Raw genomic sequence first — 285 nt, forward strand, 5'->3', positions numbered from 1 at the left:
TTGCTCTCGTTCTTGTTCGTTAATTTCGCTAGGCAGTTCTTCCAAATTCCTCGCAGTTGCTCAAACGATTTGGATCGCAGATCGGCGATAATTTTTTGAGCATTTGGTTGCGCGACTATCTCTTTATGGGTTGGCTTTGCTGCCAGACGTTGCGGTGCTCTTCGTCTCCGCTTTGGCTGAGTTTTCAGAACCTTTCGGAGCGACTTCGCTCGTTTGCCGAAAACTCGGCGCTTGCTCTTCTGATTTTTCATTGGACTGGTCGTGCTGACTTGACCGCGCGTGTTC

The 285-nt window shown here is 49.5% G+C and carries 1 protein-coding gene; it reads right to left on the minus strand.

Going from position 1 to position 285, the window contains the following annotated elements; genetic code table 11:
* On the minus strand, positions 1 to 251 hold a 251-nt coding region (locus QSV46_RS39460), incomplete at its 3' end, for a hypothetical protein (protein WP_314964058.1).
* Positions 252 to 285: the final 34 nt, after the last annotated feature.

The sequence above is a fragment of the Bradyrhizobium cosmicum genome (assembly GCF_032290525.1).
GTDB classification, from domain to species: Bacteria; Pseudomonadota; Alphaproteobacteria; order Rhizobiales; family Xanthobacteraceae; genus Bradyrhizobium; species Bradyrhizobium cosmicum_A.